The 14,575-nt window shown below is 71.7% G+C and carries 11 protein-coding genes; 6 read left to right on the forward strand and 5 right to left on the reverse strand.

The annotated features are described in order from the left end of the window. Positions 1 to 1,284 (forward strand): maltose alpha-D-glucosyltransferase (gene treS, locus ACIQ6Y_RS24860; protein WP_404042177.1); only part of this gene is annotated, 1,284 nt, incomplete at its 5' end. 99 nt (positions 1,285 to 1,383) lie between these two features. Then, positions 1,384 to 2,772 (forward strand): maltokinase, encoded by a 1,389-nt coding sequence (locus ACIQ6Y_RS24865; protein ID WP_404042178.1) that lies wholly within the window; start codon positions 1,384 to 1,386, stop codon positions 2,770 to 2,772. 5 nt (positions 2,773 to 2,777) lie between these two features. Here ACIQ6Y_RS24865 and ACIQ6Y_RS24870 read toward each other — a convergent pair whose 3' ends face one another. Beyond that, positions 2,778 to 3,269 carry a hypothetical protein gene (locus ACIQ6Y_RS24870; protein WP_404042179.1) on the reverse strand — a complete coding sequence of 164 codons (492 nt, stop codon included), beginning with the start codon at positions 3,267 to 3,269 and terminating at the stop codon, positions 2,778 to 2,780. On the opposite strand from ACIQ6Y_RS24870, the gene glgB reads away from it, so the two are divergent. Beyond that, positions 3,229 to 5,553 (forward strand): 1,4-alpha-glucan branching enzyme, encoded by a 2,325-nt coding sequence (gene glgB / locus ACIQ6Y_RS24875; protein ID WP_404042180.1) that lies wholly within the window; start codon positions 3,229 to 3,231, stop codon positions 5,551 to 5,553. The two genes, ACIQ6Y_RS24870 and glgB, sit on opposite strands and share 41 nt — an antisense overlap. 80 nt (positions 5,554 to 5,633) lie before the next feature. Here the strand turns inward: glgB and ACIQ6Y_RS24880 are convergent, their stop codons facing one another. Next, entirely contained in the window at positions 5,634 to 7,862 is a 2,229-nt protein-coding gene (locus ACIQ6Y_RS24880) for a HelD family protein (RefSeq protein ID WP_404042628.1), read from the reverse strand. A 178-nt stretch (positions 7,863 to 8,040) separates the two neighbouring features. Beyond that, a complete protein-coding gene (locus ACIQ6Y_RS24885) occupies positions 8,041 to 8,550 on the reverse strand; it encodes an Lrp/AsnC family transcriptional regulator (RefSeq protein WP_404042181.1) in 510 nt (169 codons plus the stop codon). Between the two features lie 45 nt (positions 8,551 to 8,595). Here ACIQ6Y_RS24885 and ACIQ6Y_RS24890 point away from each other — a divergent pair, with 45 nt between their 5' ends. Then, positions 8,596 to 9,525 carry an NAD-dependent epimerase/dehydratase family protein gene (locus ACIQ6Y_RS24890; RefSeq protein ID WP_404042182.1) on the forward strand — a complete coding sequence of 310 codons (930 nt, stop codon included), beginning with the start codon at positions 8,596 to 8,598 and terminating at the stop codon, positions 9,523 to 9,525. Position 9,526: 1 nt separating this feature from the next. After that, the gene (locus tag ACIQ6Y_RS24895) at positions 9,527 to 10,420 is read left to right on the forward strand and encodes an aldo/keto reductase (RefSeq protein WP_404042183.1); all 894 of its coding nucleotides are present in this window, start codon (positions 9,527 to 9,529) and stop codon (positions 10,418 to 10,420) included. Here ACIQ6Y_RS24895 and ACIQ6Y_RS24900 read toward each other — a convergent pair. Next, a complete protein-coding gene (locus ACIQ6Y_RS24900) occupies positions 10,408 to 11,877 on the reverse strand; it encodes an AAA family ATPase (protein WP_404042184.1) in 1,470 nt (489 codons plus the stop codon). The genes ACIQ6Y_RS24895 and ACIQ6Y_RS24900 overlap by 13 nt on opposite strands. A gap of 191 nt (positions 11,878 to 12,068) precedes the next feature. Next, positions 12,069 to 13,778 (reverse strand): MFS transporter, encoded by a 1,710-nt coding sequence (locus tag ACIQ6Y_RS24905; RefSeq protein WP_404042185.1) that lies wholly within the window; start codon positions 13,776 to 13,778, stop codon positions 12,069 to 12,071. A gap of 141 nt (positions 13,779 to 13,919) precedes the next feature. Between ACIQ6Y_RS24905 and ACIQ6Y_RS24910 the strand changes: the two genes are divergently transcribed. Then, complete coding sequence (locus ACIQ6Y_RS24910; protein ID WP_404042186.1) at positions 13,920 to 14,537, forward strand: TetR/AcrR family transcriptional regulator; 618 nt, start codon at positions 13,920 to 13,922, stop codon at positions 14,535 to 14,537. Positions 14,538 to 14,575 lie beyond the last annotated feature (38 nt).

The raw sequence follows: 14,575 nt of genomic DNA on the forward strand, positions 1-14,575 counted from the left end.
TACGGCGACTACTACATGTGGGCCGACGACGACAAGCAGTACCAGGACGCCCGCATCATCTTCGTCGACACCGAGGTCTCCAACTGGACCTTCGACCCCGTGCGCAAGCAGTACTTCTTCCACCGGTTCTTCTCCCACCAGCCGGACCTCAACTACGAGAACCCGGTGGTGCAGGAGGAGATCCTGTCGGCGCTGAAGTTCTGGCTGGACCTGGGCATCGACGGCTTCCGCCTGGACGCGGTGCCGTACCTGTACGCGGAGGAGGGCACGAACTGCGAGAACCTCCCCGCGACCCATGAGTTCCTCAAGCGGGTGCGCAAGGAGATCGACGCCCACTACCCCGACACGGTGCTGCTGGCGGAGGCCAACCAGTGGCCGGAGGACGTCGTCGACTACTTCGGCGACTTCCAGTCAGGTGGCGACGAGTGCCACATGGCGTTCCACTTCCCGGTGATGCCGCGCATCTTCATGGCCGTACGGCGGGAATCCCGCTACCCGGTCTCCGAGATCCTCGCCAAGACCCCGGCGATCCCCTCGAGCTGCCAGTGGGGCATCTTCCTGCGCAACCACGACGAGCTCACGCTCGAGATGGTCACCGACGAAGAGCGCGACTACATGTACGCGGAGTACGCCAAGGACCCGCGCATGCGGGCCAACATCGGCATCCGCCGCAGGCTCGCGCCGCTGCTCGACAACGACCGCAACCAGATCGAGCTGTTCACGGCCCTGCTGCTCTCCCTGCCGGGCTCGCCGATCCTGTACTACGGCGACGAGATCGGCATGGGCGACAACATCTGGCTCGGCGACCGGGACGCCGTACGGACGCCGATGCAGTGGACACCTGATCGCAACGCAGGATTTTCCTCGTGCGACCCCGGCAGGCTCTACCTGCCGACCATCATGGATCCGGTGTACGGCTACCAGGTGACCAACGTCGAGGCGTCCATGTCGTCGCCGTCGTCGCTGCTGCACTGGACCCGCCGGATGATCGAGATCCGCAAGCAGAACCACGCCTTCGGGCTCGGCTCGTACACGGAACTGCACTCCACCAACCCGGCGGTCCTCGCGTTCCTCCGGGAGTACGGCGACGATCTGGTGCTCTGCGTCAACAACTTCTCCCGCTTCGCCCAGCCCACCGAGCTGGACCTGCGGGAGTTCAGCGGGGCCCACCCGGTCGAGCTGATCGGCGGGGTGCGGTTCCCGGCGATCGGCGAACTGCCGTATCTGCTGACCCTGGCGGGCCACGGCTTCTACTGGTTCCGGCTCCGCAAGGACGCCGTATAAGACCGGAAGACGTCGTCCACAACCTGGGGCGGGTCGGTTTTCACCGTCCCGCCCGGGGCACGCAACAGTAATCACCCTGCCGGGGAAAGGACGCATGCCATGTCGGAAGCCGTCACCCGCCCCGCAACGGTCCGCAGCGGCCTGCTCCCGTCACTCGAACCCTTATTGCGCGAATGGCTTCCGCGGCAGCGCTGGTTCGCGGGGAAGGGACGCCCGGTCACCGGTCTGTCCCTGGTGTCGGCGACCGAACTGGTGCCCGCCACCGGCCGGTTGGGCCTGCACCATCTGCTCGTCCGCGCCCATCAGCCCTCGACGCTGGGCGCCCCGACCCACCCCGGCGACTGCTACCAGCTGCTGATCGGGGCGCGCGAGGCACTGCCGCCGCATCTCGCGCCCGCGCTGATCGGCCATGTGCAGGACGGCCCGCTCGCCGGGCGCACCGTGTACGACGCCCTCTACGACCAGCGCCCCGCGGAGCTGCTCCTGGAGGCGCTACGCGGGCGGGCCCGGGTGGGCGCCCTCCGCTTCGACGGTGAGTCGGCCCAGGAGATCAGGTCCGGGCTGGTGCCGCGGCTGGTGACGTCCGAACAGTCCAATTCGTCCGTCGTCTATGGAGATACGTTCATCCTGAAGCTGTTGCGCCGGGTCGTGCCGGGCGTCAACCCCGACCTGGAGCTGCCGCTGGCGCTGGCGCGTGAGGGCTGCGCGCGGGTGCCGGAGCCGACGGCCTGGATACGGGCGGAGCTGGACCCCGAGCCGTACGTCCTCGGTGTGCTGCAGCCGTTCGTGCAGGGCGCCGCCGACGGCTGGGAGCTGGCGCTGAGCGAGCTGGCCAAGGGCGAGGACTTCACCGCCGAGGCCCGCGCGCTGGGCCGGGCCACCGCCGAGGTGCACACGGCCCTCGCCGCCGCCCTGCCGACCGTCACTCTCGGCCACGCCCAACTGGAGCCCCTGGTGGCCGGCATGCGGGAACGTCTGGACGCGGCCGCCCAGGCGGTGCCCGCGCTGCGGCCCTACGCCCCCGGCCTGCGCACCGCCTTCGACGCGCTGGCCGACCTCGCCGCCGAGGGCCACACCTGGACCGCCCAGCGCATCCACGGCGACCTGCACCTCGGGCAGTGCCTGCGGTCGCCGTCGGGCCGGTGGTCGCTGATCGACTTCGAGGGCGAGCCCGCCAAGCCGCTCGCCGAGCGGCGGATGCCGCAGCCGGCCGTCCGGGACGTCGCCGCCATGCTGCGTTCCTTCGACTACGCGGCCCACTCCGTGAACCCGCCCGCGCCCGACTGGGCGCACGCCTGCCGGTCCGCCTACTGCACCGGGTACGCGGAGGCGGGCGGACCCGATCCGCGGACCGATCCGGTGCTGCTGCGTGCCTATGAGACCGACAAGGCGGTTTACGAAGTGGTCTACGAGGCCCGCCACCGCCCCGACTGGCTTCCGGTCCCGCTCTCCGCGGTGCACCGGCTCGCGTCACCCGACCTGACCTGACCACCTCACCAGACCCGCGCCCAGGAGGCTCCTCCCGTGACCCCCAGCTCCCCGTCCAGCGGCCCGCGCCAGGAAACCACGGCCGAAGAGACGGCCAAGGAGACGCGCATTCCGGCGCAGAAGAAGGCTGCTGCGGCCAAGAAGACTCCTACGGCGAAGAAGGCCCCGGCCCCGGCCCCGGCCCCGGCCAAGAAGGCGACACCCGCGAAGAAGGAAGCTTCCGCGAAAAAGGCGGCTCCCGCGAAGAAGGCCACGGCGAAGACGACGGCTCCGGCGGCGAAGAAGTCGAGCACGGCGGCGGCGAAGAAGACGACCACCGCGGCTGCGAAGAAGACGGCAGCGACGGCGAAGAAGGCAACGACCGCGGTGGCGAAGAAGACAACCGCCCCGGCCGCGAAGAAGGCGACGAAGGCCGCGAAGAAGGCGACGAAGGCCGCGGCGAAGACGACGAAGGCCGTGGCGAAGAAGGCGACCACGAAGAAGGCGGCTCCGACCAAGAAGGCCCCTGCTAGCAAGAAGACCACTGCCACCAAGAAGACCACCGCCGCCAAGAAGGCCACCCCGATCACGCCCGCCACCCCGGTCACCCCCGCCCCCTCCCCCGCCCTCGACGCCGTCGACCGCGAGCGGCTGCTCTCCGGCACGCACCACGACCCGCACGGTGTCCTCGGCGCGCACCCGCACCCGGACGGTGTCGTCTTCCGCGCCTTGCGGCCGTACGCCCTGTCGGTCACCGTCGTCACCGGCGACCTGCGGGCCGACCTGCACGACGACGGGGACGGCTTCTTCTCGGGCCTGCTGCCGCTGCGGGAGGTGCCGGAGTACCGGCTGAGGGTGACGTACGAGGGGAGCGAGCTGGAGGTGGAGGACGCCTACGGCTTCCTGCCCACGCTCGGTGAGCTGGACCTGTATCTGATCGGTGAGGGCCGCCACGAGGAGCTGTGGAAGGTGCTGGGCGCGCACCCGATGACGCACCAGGGGGTGACCGGCACCCGGTTCGCGGTGTGGGCGCCGAACGCGCGGGGTGTGCGGGTGGCCGGCACCTTCAACTACTGGGACGGCACCGGCTCTCCGATGCGCTCGCTGGGCTCCTCGGGGGTGTGGGAGCTGTTCGTGCCGGAGATCGGCGAGGGTGAGCTGTACAAGTTCGAGATCACCCGCCCCGACGGCTCGCGCACGCTGCGCGCGGACCCGCTGGCCCGCCGTACGGAGGAGCCGCCGGCCACGTCGTCGATCGTGTACGCGTCGCACTACGAGTGGGGCGACGAGGAGTGGCTCGCGCAGCGGGCTGAACGCCCCGCGCACGAGGCGCCGTTCTCGGTGTACGAGGTGCACCTGCCGTCCTGGCGGCCCGGGTTGACCTACCGGCAGCTGGCCGAGCAGCTCCCGGCGTACGTGAAGGACCTGGGCTTCACGCATGTGGAGCTGATGCCGGTCGCCGAGCACCCGTTCGGCGGGTCGTGGGGCTACCAGGTCACCGGCTTCTACGCGCCGACGGCCCGGCTCGGTACGCCGGACGACTTCAGGTACCTGGTGGACAAGCTGCACCAGGCGGGCATCGGTGTGCTGATGGACTGGGTGCCGGCGCACTTCCCGCGGGACGACTGGGCGCTGGCGGAGTTCGACGGGCGTCCGCTGTACGAGCACGAGAACCCGCTGAAGTCGGCGCACCCCGACTGGGGCACGCTGGAGTTCGACTTCGGCCGCCGTGAGGTGCGCAACTTCCTGGTGGCGAACGCCGTGTACTGGTGCGAGGAGTTCCACATCGACGGCCTGCGCGTCGACGCGGTGGCCTCGATGCTCTACCTGGACTACTCGCGCGAGCCGGGTCAGTGGGTGCCGAACGAGCACGGCGGCCGGGAAAACCTGGACGCGGTGGCGTTCCTGCAGGAGATGAACGCGACGGTGTACCGCAGGGCGCCGGGTGTGGTGACGATCGCGGAGGAGTCGACGGCCTGGGACGGCGTCACGCGTGCCACCCACCACAAGGGCCCCAGCGGTTTCGGCGGGCTCGGTTTCGGCCTGAAGTGGAACATGGGCTGGATGCACGACTCGCTGGACTACATGAGCAAGGAGCCGGTGCACCGCAAGTACCACCACAACGAGATGACGTTCTCGATGGTGTACGCGTACAGCGAGAACTACGTCCTGCCGATCTCCCACGACGAGGTCGTCCACGGCAAGCGGTCCCTGGTGTCGAAGATGCCGGGCGACTGGTGGCAGCAGCGCGCCAACCACCGCGCCTACCTCGGCTACATGTGGGCCCACCCCGGCAAGCAACTGCTGTTCATGGGGCAGGAGTTCGCCCAGGGCGCGGAGTGGTCGGAGGCGCACGGCCCGGACTGGTGGCTGCTGGACCCGGCCTACGGGGCCGAGCAGGAACACCGGGGCGTCCGCGACCTGGTCCGTGACCTGAACACCACCTACCGGGCCGTCCCCGCCCTCTGGGAGCGCGACAGCCACCCCGACGGCTTCGCGTGGGTCACCGCCGACGCCGCCGACGACAACGTCCTCGCCTTCCTCCGCCACGACGCCGACGGCTCGCCCCTGCTGGCGGTCAGCAACTTCTCCCCGGTGCCCCGCGAGGACTACCGCCTGGGCGTCCCCGACGACGTCCCCGCCTGGCACGAGGCCCTCAACACGGACGCCGCCCGCTACGGCGGCACCGACGTCACCCTCCCCGGCCCGGTCAAGCCCGAGCCCCAGCCCTGGCACGGCCACCCGGCCAGCATCCGGCTGACCCTGCCGCCCCTGGCCACGCTCTGGCTGCGGCCGGCCTGAGGCCCGCTGCCGGGCCGGGGTCCCGTCCTTCGGGGCTCCGGCCGGTGCGCTGCACCAGTACGGGACCGCGGCCGTGCGGCTCAGGCCCCGTCCACCAGTCCCTTCGGCAACGCCCCCGTGTGCAGCACCCCCAGCCGCTGCGTGGCCCGGGTCAGGGCCACGTAGAGGTCGCTCGTGCCGTAGCGGGCGGGTTCGACGACCAGGACGGAGTCGAATTCGAGGCCCTTGGCCTGGCGGGGGTCGAGGAGGACGACCTGGTGGGTCAGGTCGGGCTCTCCGCCCGCCGTGACGCCGTGGAGGTGGGCGGCCAGCCTGCGGTGGAGGTCGCGTGGGGCGATGACGGCCAGGCGGCCGTCCTCGGGGGTGAGTTCGGTGACCGCCTCCTCGACTGCCGCGGGCAGGTCGGTCGTGGCGCGGATCCACGGGTGTACGCCCGTGGAGCGGACCGAGCGGGGCGGCTCGAAGTCCGGGTGTTCGGCGCGTACGACCGCTGCCGCGAGGTCCATGATCTCGGCCGGGGTGCGGTAGTTGACGCCGAGGCGGGTGTGTTCCCAGCGGTCCTCGACGTAGGGCGCGAGGATCTTCTCCCAGGAGCCGACGCCGGCCGCCTCGGCGGTCTGGGCCGGGTCGCCGACCAGGGTCATCGAGCGTGTGGGGCTGCGGCGCATCAGCAGCCGCCAGGCCATCGGGGACAGTTCCTGCGCCTCGTCGACGATGATGTGCCCGAACGCCCAGGTGCGGTCGGCCGCGGCGCGCTCGGCGGCGCTGCGGTGGTCGGCCTCCTCATGCCGCTCGGCGAACCGCTCGGCGTCGATGATGTCGTGCGCGGACAGGACCTCGGAGGCCTCAGGGTCGCCCTCCTCCTTGTCCTCGAACTCGTACGTCCGCGACGCGAACGACACGTCCAGCACGCCCTGCGCGTACGCCACCTGCGTCTCGCGCTCCCGCTCGGCCAGGGCGCGGGCCAACCGGTCGTCCTCGCCCAGGAGTTCGGCCGCCTCGTCCAGCAGCGGCACGTCCGCCACCGTCCAGGCCCGGGTGACCGGGCGGCGGATGGCGGCGGCGTCCGCGTCGGCGAGGTAGCCCTCGGGGGCGGCGAGGAAGTCGGCGACCAGTCGCTGCGGGGTCAGGCGCGGCCACAACTGGTCGATGGCCGTCCAGACTTCGGGGTTCTCGGCGATGTCGTCGCGGATCTGGGTGATGTCGCTGGCGTCGAGCAGGTTCGAGCCGTCGTAGGGGTCGGTGCCCACGCGTTCGGCGTACAGCTCGGTGAGGGTGTTGAGGATGTGGCCCTCGAAGTACTCGCGGGAGGCGTTGTGCGGCAGCTTGGCGGCGCGGGTCCGCTCCCGGGCCACATTGACCAGGCCGTCGTCGAGCATCAGCACCTCGCGGTCGTGCTCGACGGCGATGACCGGGTCGGGCAGCGCCTGCCGGTCGCGTACGACGGCGGCGAGCACGTCGGCCATGTCGGCGCGGCCCTTCACCGCGGCGGCCTCGGGCGTGTCCGCGGCGGTCGCCTTCACGCCGGGGAACAGCTCGCCGACGGTCGCGAGGAGCACGCCGGTCTCGCCGAGGGAGGGCAGCACCTCGCCGATGTAGCCGAGGAAGGCCGGGTTGGGGCCGACGATCAGCACGGCGCGGCGGGCGAGCAGCTCGCGGTGCTCGTAGAGGAGGTAGGCCGCGCGGTGCAGCGCGACCGCGGTCTTGCCGGTGCCCGGGCCGCCCTCGACGACCAGCACGCCGCGGTGGGGCGCGCGGATGATCTCGTCCTGCTCGGCCTGGATGGTCTGCACGATGTCGCTCATCCGGCCGGTGCGGGCGGAGTTCAGCGCGGCGAGCAGCACGGCGTCACCGGCCGGGTCCTCGAAGCCGGTGCGCTCCCGGTCGCCGACGTCGAGGAACTCGTCGTGCAGGGCGGTGACCCGGCGGCCGTCGGTGGAGATGTGGCGGCGCCGGCGCAGGCCCATCGGGGTGTGGCCGGTGGCCAGGTAGAAGGGGCGGGCGACCTCCGCGCGCCAGTCGATCAGTACGGGCGTGCGCTCGGCGTCGTCGCGGCGCAGGCCGATACGGCCGATGTGGTGGCTGTCGCCGGAGGACAGGTCGATCCTGCCGAAGCACAGCGAGCCGTCCACGGCGTTCAGCGCGGCGAGCAGTCCGGAGCGCTCGGCGACGAGGATGTCCCGCTCCAGCCGGGCCTGCATGGGCGTGTCGCCCTGCGCGAGGGCGTCCCCCACGGACGTCTCGGTCTCGCCGCGCAGCAGGTCCACGCGGGCGTACAGACCGTCGATGAATTCCTGCTCGGCAAGAATTTCACCGCTGTTTTCAACCCTGTTTGACAATGCCACTCCCGCGCAGATATACTGTGCTCACTGAACTTCTTTGCGACCCAATCTTCTTGAAGTCGCGAATCAATAAATATACGCAAAGCAATCCCCCGAGCGCAATTGCCGGGGGATTTTCTGTGTCCTGCGTGCGGCAGCGCGCTTCTCACGGCAGCAGCGGTTTGCCCTCCACCGGCGAGGTCAGCACGATCGAGGTCGTCGTGCGGCCCAGCGCGGAGACCTCCTCCAGGACGTCCTCCAGATGGACCGTGTCGCGCACGGCGACCTTCAGGATCCAGCAGTCCTCGCCGACCACGTGGTGCACCTCGGTGATCTCGGGGCGCTCGATCAGCTCCAGGGTCCGCGGATGCTTGAGGGTGTAGCCGCCGTGCGGATTGACCCTGATGAACGCCTGGATGCCGTAGCCGAGGCGGGCCGGGACGACCCGGGCGCCGTAGCCGCTGATCACGCCCGCCGCCTCCAGCCGGCGCACCCGCTCGGTGACCGCGGCGGGGCTCAGCCGCACCCGCCGCCCGAGCTCGCTCAGCTTGATCCGGCCGTCCGCCTGGAGCAGGTGCAGGATCTGCCGGTCCAGGGCGTCGAAGGCCGCCGATGTTTCGCTGGTCGCCGCCCGCAGATGCCGTGTTTCTTTCGGCGCGGCCGCCTGATCTCCCATGTTCTCCCCTTCATGGCGCGCTGTCCGGCCAGGAGAATTATGGCCATGACAAAGGCACGCGAGGTACTGGTCATCGGAGGCAACCGCTATTTCGGCAGGCGGCTGATCGAACGGCTGCTGGCCGCGGGCGACCGGGTCACGGTCCTCAATCGCGGCTCGGCCCCGCCCCCGCCCGGCGCGGTCCGGCTGATCGCCGACCGGGACGACGAGGACGCGCTGCGTGCCGCGCTCGGCGAGCGCGCCTTCGACGTCGTCGTCGACCAGGTCTGCTACACCCCGCGCCAGGCCGACCTCGCGGTCCGTGTCCTCGCCGGCCGGGTCGGCCGCTACGTGATGACGTCCACGGTGGAGGTGTACGAGTACGAGGACTCCATCGCCCCCGTCCGCGAGAGCGACCTGGACCCGCGCACGGTCGCCGTGGACCTGGAACTCCCCTGGCAGGACCCGGAGTTCCTCGAAGCCCACTACGGCGAGGGCAAGCGGCAGGCCGAGGCGGTGTTCGCGGCCGCGCCCGGCCTCCCGTACGTCGCCGTCCGCGTGGCCCATGTTCTGGGCGGGGCCGACGACTTCACCGGCCGGCTGGCCCACTACGCCGACCGCATCAGCGCGGGCGAGCCGATCGCCGTCCCGGAGGCGAACCATCCGGCGACGTACATCCACGTCGAGGAGATCGCCGACTTTCTCTTCTGGGCGGCCGGCCAGGACTTCACCGGGCCGGTCAACGCCGCCTCCCACGGGCGGCTGACCACCGACGACCTGTGCGCGGAGCTGGCCGTGCACCTGCCCCACGGCAAGACCGTCTTCCAGGAGGTGAAGGTGGGCGCCGTGTCGCCGTTCTCCTTCCGCCGCTCGTACGGGATGGACAACTCCCGGGCCGTCGAGCTCGGTTTCCGCTTCGGCAACGCACGGCAGTGGCTCCCGCGGGCCGTCACGGAGACCCTCGCTGCCGCGAAGACTCCCGGAAAGGACCACTGACATGCGCTACCGCACCCTCGGTGACGTGCAGGTGAGCGCGATCGGGCTCGGCGCGATGCCGCTGTCCCTGGAGGGCCGCCCCGACGAGGCGCGCGCCCTGGCCACCGTGCACGCAGCCCTCGACGCGGGCGTGACCCTGCTGGACACGGCCGACTCCTACCACCTGCCCGGCGCCGAACCCGGCCACAACGAACTGCTGCTCGCCCGCGCCCTGGCGACGTACGGCGGTGACACCTCCGAGGTGCTCGTCGCGACGAAGGGCGGCCGGGGCCGGCCGGCGGACGGGTCCTGGACGGTGAACGGCGACCCCGCGCATCTGAAGGCCGCCGCCGAGGCGTCCCTGAAGCGGCTCGGCGTCGACGCCATCGGCCTCTACCAGCTGCACAAGCCCGACCCGTCCGTCCCCTTCGAGGAGTCCGTGGGCGCGCTGCGCGACCTGCTCGACGCGGGCACGATCCGGCTGGCCGGCCTCTCCAACGCCGACGCCGGGCAGATCCGCACGGCCCGTACGATCCTCGGCGACCGGCTCGTCTGCGTGCAGAACCAGTACTCCCCGGCCGTCCGGGACAGCGACCCCGAGCTGCGCCTGTGCGCCGGGCTCGGGCTCGCCTTCCTGCCCTGGAGCCCGCTCGGCGGCATCTCCCGCAGCTCCCTGGACGGGCCGTCCCGGCAGGAGCGCGAGCCCCGGTTCGCGGCCTTCCACGCCGTGGCCGACGAGCGCGGGGTCAGCCCCCAGCAGGTGTGCCTGGCCTGGCTGCTCACGCAGTCCCCGACGGTGATCCCGATCCCGGGGGCGAGCCGGCCGGAGACGATCCGGGACTCGGCGGCAGCGGCCGACCTGGAGCTGTCGGCGCAGGAACGGGCCCGCCTGGACGCGGCGGTTCACTCCTCCTGATCGGGCACGCCCAGCAGCCGCCGGGTCAGCAGGTCCCGGTCGGAGAGCAGCTCGTCGAGAGCGGCCCGTACGTCGGCGGGCTCGGTGCGCGGGGCCTCGCGCTCGGCGCCGATCAGCACGGACCGGCGTACGAGCTCCTTGGTGAAGGACGCTGTCGTGCCCTCGGTGCGGGCCACCACCTCCGCGGTGATCTCCTCGTCCAGCCCGAGGCCGGCACCGTACAGCCCCAGCAGCCGGGCGCGGCCCGCGGCGTCCGGCAGCGGGATCTCCACGGCGAGGTCGACCCGGCCCGGCCGCTGCACCAGGGCCGGCTCCAGCAGGTCGGCCCGGTTGGTGGTGAGCAGGAAGGCGACGTCGGCGTCGTCGCCGAGGCCGTCCATCTCGTTCAGCACCTGGAAGAGCAGGGGCTGTTCACCGCCGCCGTGGTCGCGGGACTCGGCGATCAGGTCGCAGTCCTCCAGGACGACGAGGGCCGGCTGGAGCATGCGGGCGAGGGCGCAGGCCGGGCCGATGGCGTCGATGCTCTCGCCGGACAGGACGACGACCGTGAACTGCGGCAGGTGGGACAGCAGATAGCGGATCGTGTGCGTCTTGCCCGTGCCGGGCGGTCCGTACAGCAGCAGTCCGCGGCGCAGATGCTGGCCCGCGGCCCGCAGTCGCTCGCGTCGCCGGGCCACGCCCACGACCTGGCGTTCGACGCGGTCCAGCAGGCCGTCGGGGAGGACGATGTCGGCGCGCGTCAGGGCGGGGCGGCGGTGGAAGCGGAACGGGCCGAGGCCGTGGCCGAACTCCGAGCCCTCGAAGGAGAGCACCTGGCCGCGGAAGATGTTGTGCTCGCGCACCAGGGCGTCCAGCCCGGCGAGCATCCGGTCGGCGAACTCCTTGTCCTGCGTGAGGACTTCGACCTCCACCTTGTTGCGTCCGTACTCGTCCTGCGGGCCGCGCAGCAGCACCGCGAAACGCTCGCCGCCCTCCCGGCCCAGGTAGAACCCGCAGGACACACAGGCGAGTTCCTCGTCCGGGGACACCGGCAGATGGGCGTGGTCGACCGCGCCGACGGTGAACCGGTCGTAGCGGTCGGCGGCCTCCAGGATGTCGCCGAGGGTCAGCTCGCCGTGGTGCTGGGCGCCACGCATGCCGATCAGCTCGTACGAGCGATCCTCGGCCTCGAACCAGCGCTCCAGCGCGAGGTGCACATTGGGCAGGTCGTAGGGCGGGTACGCCGCCTTCACCACCGGCCGGTCGGCGGGCGCGGCCCCGAGATGCTCACGCAGGCGCCGGCTGAGGTCCCGACTCTCGTCGGCCTCCTTGCGGCGCGGCCGGGCCACCGCCATGAGGAACTCGGTGAACAGCCCGCTGACCTCCTCGATCGACAGCGGCGAGGGCTCGCGGCCCGGTCCGAACCGCGCCTCGTACTCGTCCGAGCTGACGATCTCGACCTTGCCGGAATCCGTCATGCAGCGTCTCCCCGTGTGCCGGAGGTGGGTGGTGCGCAGGGGTTCCAGCGTGGGCGGGCGGGGGCGGACCGGTCAAAGGAATTCGTCCAGAAGGGACGGGGCGCACCGCGCCGGCGGTACGCCCCCGTCCCGTGACATTGCTGCCGGGGATCACCGACCCGTGGGCGTGGCGCCCTCGGGACGGCCGGGGATCACCGACCCGTGGGCGTGGCGCCCTCGGAAACGGCCTCCGCATCCGTCTCGGAAACGGCCTCCGGCTCCTCCTTGGAGACCTCCGCCGCCTCCCCGCCCTTCCTCGGCAGCAGCACCGCGACCAGCACTGTCCCGACGCCCAGGATCACCGCGCCGACCAGGCTGGTGTGGGCGACCGCCTCGGAGAAGGAGGAGCCGACCGCGTCGGCCATCTGCCGGGCACCCTCGGTGAGTTGGCCGGACTTGGCCTTCAGCTGCGCGGCCTGCTGCGGGTCCGTGACCAGGGCGGCGCGCTCGGCGAGGTTGCGGGCCTGGGCGCCGATGGCCTGGGCCGTGGCGTAACCGGCGCCCACGGAGTCCTGGGCGGTGGCGAGGGCGTCCCCGGGGAGCCCGCTGCCGCGGGTCGCGTCCGTGAGGTGGTCGGCGTAGGACGTGCCGAGCAGGGAGCCGAGGATGGCGATGCCGAGGGAGCCGCCGAGTTCGAGCGAGGTGTCGTTCACCGCGCCGCCGACGCCCAGTTCGGACTCGGGGAAGGCGCCCATGATGGCGTCGGTGCAGGGCGAGAGCGCCAGGCCGATGGCGAGGCCGAGCACGACGAGGGGTGCGACCAGATCGCCGTACGACGATCCGGCGTCGACCTGGGTGAGCAGCGCGAGCGCGGCCGTGCCGCCGACCATGCCCGCGGTGACGGTGAGCTTCATGCCGACCCGGGGGGTCAGGAGGCCGGTCAGGGCCGAGCCGACGAAGACCGCGCCCGCCAGCGGCAGCATGCGCAGGCCGGTGTCGAAGGCGTCGTAGCCGAGGACGAACTGCAGGTGCTGGGTGAGGTAGTAGAAGGCGCCGAAGACGGCCAGGAAGAACAGGGCGACGGCGAGGTTGGAGCCGGCGAAGCGGCGGTCGGTGAAGCGGCGGACGTCCAGGACCGGGCGCGGGTGGCGCAGCTCCCAGAGGACGAAGGCGAGCAGGCCCGCCCCCGCCACCACGGCCGCGCCGATCGCCTTCGCGCCCCAGCCGAAGTGCGGGCCCTCGATGATCATGTAGACCAGCGCGGCGATCCAGACCACCGACAGCAGTCCGCCGACGTAGTCGATACGGCCGTGGTGTCCGGCCTTGGACGGCGGTACGAGGACGAAGGCGGCGACCAGGGCGACCGCGGCCACGGGGACGTTGATCAGGAAGGTCGACGACCAGCCGTGGTGCTCCAGGAGCGCTCCCGCCACCAGCGGGCCGGCGGCGATGGCGAGGCCTGCCGTGGCGGTCCACAGCACGATGGCCTTGGCGCGCTCGGCGCGCGGGAAGGTCGCGGCGAGGAGGGAGAGCGTCGCGGGCATGATCAGCGCGGCGCCGACGCCCATCACGGCGCGGGCCGCGATGACCGTCGTCGCGCTATCGGCCAGGTAGCCGAAGACGGCACCGCCGCCGAAGACGACGAGGCCGAGCGCGAGCGCGCCGCGGCGGCTGTACTTGTCGCCGATCGCGCCGAGCAGCAGCATCAGCGCCGCGTAGGGGACGGTGTAGCCGTCGATGACCCATTGCAGGTCGGCGCTGGACAGGCCGAGGTCGCGGGTCATGTCGGGCGCGGCGACGGTGAGGGCGGTGTTCGCCATCACGATGACCAGCAGGCTCAGACAGAGCACCAGCAGGGCCCACCAGCGGCGGCGGTAGGGGCCCTCCATCCGTTCGACCGGTTCGTTGAGGACGAGTGGCATGGCGGAGGCGGCCTTCCTGGGGTCGTGCGCGGCACCGGCTCCCGCTCGTGACGGGCACCGGTTGCACAGGGGTGTGCAATTGCTCAACACTGTGCAATGTACGACTCTGCACACAGGTGTGCAAATCGAAAGGCGTGCAGAATGACAGCCATGACCACGGGCCACACCAGCCGCGCCGACGCCAACCGGCGGCGCATCCTCGACGTCGCCCTCGCGGAGCTGCTGCGCGACCCCGACGCGTCCATGGACCAGATCGCGCGCGCCGCAGGTGTCGTACGGCGCACGGTGTACGGGCACTTCCCGAGCCGCGAGGCGCTGATCGCGACGCTGGTCGACGACGCGGTCGCGGCGGTGGAGGCCGTGCACACCGCGGCCCGGGACGGGGTCGCCGACCCGGCGGAGGCCGTGGCCCGCTCCGTGCTCGCCGTCTGGGACATCGCCGACCGCTACCGGCTGCTGACCGCGCTGGCCCAGCGCACGGTCACCATGCAGGGCATCCGCGAACGGCTGGCCCCCCTCAGGCGGGACGCCGTCGCCCATCTCCAGCAGGGCCTCGACGACGGCGTCTTCGCCTCACCGCTGCCGGCCGAGGCCCTGGCCTATGTGCAGGAACAGACGATCTTCGCGCTCATGGAGGCCGTCAACGACGGGCTGCTGCCGACCGAGGAGGCCGGCCGCTCGGCCGCGGTCACCGTGCTGACCTCGGCAGGCGTGCCGGCCACCCGCGCCGCCGCGCTGGTGCGGGAACTGATCGCCTGAGCCGTGTCCCTGCAGGTGCATCCCCGTACGACCGGACG

Source organism: Streptomyces sp. NPDC096205 (genome assembly GCF_044763135.1).
Lineage (GTDB): Bacteria > Actinomycetota > Actinomycetes > Streptomycetales > Streptomycetaceae > Streptomyces.

Bases quoted from the DNA above. Each gene is read 5' to 3' on its own strand.
- ACIQ6Y_RS24890 (WP_404042182.1), top strand. From the start codon at position 8,596: ATGACAAAGGCACGCGAGGTACTGGTCATCGGAGGCAACCGCTATTTC.
- ACIQ6Y_RS24895 (WP_404042183.1), top strand. From the start codon at position 9,527: ATGCGCTACCGCACCCTCGGTGACGTGCAGGTGAGCGCGATCGGGCTC.
- ACIQ6Y_RS24910 (WP_404042186.1), top strand. From the start codon at position 13,920: ATGACAGCCATGACCACGGGCCACACCAGCCGCGCCGACGCCAACCGG.
- ACIQ6Y_RS24865 (WP_404042178.1), top strand. From the start codon at position 1,384: ATGTCGGAAGCCGTCACCCGCCCCGCAACGGTCCGCAGCGGCCTGCTC.
- ACIQ6Y_RS24900 (WP_404042184.1), bottom strand. From the start codon at position 11,877: ATGACGGATTCCGGCAAGGTCGAGATCGTCAGCTCGGACGAGTACGAG.
- ACIQ6Y_RS24905 (WP_404042185.1), bottom strand. From the start codon at position 13,778: ATGCCACTCGTCCTCAACGAACCGGTCGAACGGATGGAGGGCCCCTAC.
- ACIQ6Y_RS24885 (WP_404042181.1), bottom strand. From the start codon at position 8,550: ATGGGAGATCAGGCGGCCGCGCCGAAAGAAACACGGCATCTGCGGGCG.